Raw genomic sequence first — 331 nt, 5'->3', positions numbered from 1 at the left:
ATTAATCATCTGTCCTACTCGAATGACATCGTCTATTGATACCGATTTGATAGCCTCAATCCAATCTAACCAACTTAAATTTCTATTTCCTAAGGTAACTTGATTATATACTTGTTCTATCAAATTATTCTGCCTATCTTGAGCCAAGGTTGCTGAATGAATCAACATGTTTTTTGTCAACTCTAATTCTTCTTCTGTAAACTTACCACATTTTAAATCAAGTAGTTGTTTACTAATTAACTTCATTACCCTGAGTCTATTTTCACGGCTAATTCCAGCATAGACCTTTAGCATTCCTGAAAAAATAGAGACCTGACTACCAATTGTATAG

The 331-nt window shown here is 32.9% G+C and carries 1 protein-coding gene; it reads right to left on the bottom strand.

What is annotated here, in order from left to right; all coding sequences use genetic code 11:
• Positions 1-331 (bottom strand): insulinase family protein (locus C1G53_RS11090; RefSeq protein ID WP_161941423.1); only part of this gene is annotated, 331 nt, incomplete at both ends.

The organism is Streptococcus suis, assembly GCF_002960445.1.
Taxonomy (GTDB): Bacteria; Bacillota; Bacilli; order Lactobacillales; family Streptococcaceae; genus Streptococcus; species Streptococcus hyiners.
Note: the sequence above shows the minus strand (reverse complement) of the source record. Positions and strands in the feature narration are given on the sequence as shown.